Annotated in this window: 1 tRNA gene; it reads left to right on the forward strand. The window is 56.0% G+C overall.

From position 1 onward, the window contains the following. The first annotated feature begins 183 nt into the window (after positions 1 to 183). A tRNA-Ala gene (locus tag OGY17_RS00010) sits at positions 184 to 259 on the forward strand. Positions 260 to 268: the final 9 nt, after the last annotated feature.

Consider the following 268-nt stretch of genomic DNA (forward strand, 5'->3'; position numbering starts at 1 on the left):
GCTTGTAGCTCAGGTGGTTAGAGCGCACCCCTGATAAGGGTGAGGTCGGTGGTTCAAGTCCACTCAGGCCTACCAAATTCGCCTCCGTGCTGTGTTACGGCGATGCTCGCATACTTCAGTATGCTTAGCACCACCGCGCCTTGCCCGGAAACGAATTAGGGTACAGAGATTAGCATTTACGATGGGGTTATAGCTCAGCTGGGAGAGCGCCTGCCTTGCACGCAGGAGGTCTGCGGTTCGATCCCGCATAGCTCCACCATCCTTACTG

It is taken from the genome of Citrobacter sp. Cpo126 (genome assembly GCF_030332445.1).
Taxonomy (GTDB): Bacteria; Pseudomonadota; Gammaproteobacteria; order Enterobacterales; family Enterobacteriaceae; genus Citrobacter; species Citrobacter portucalensis.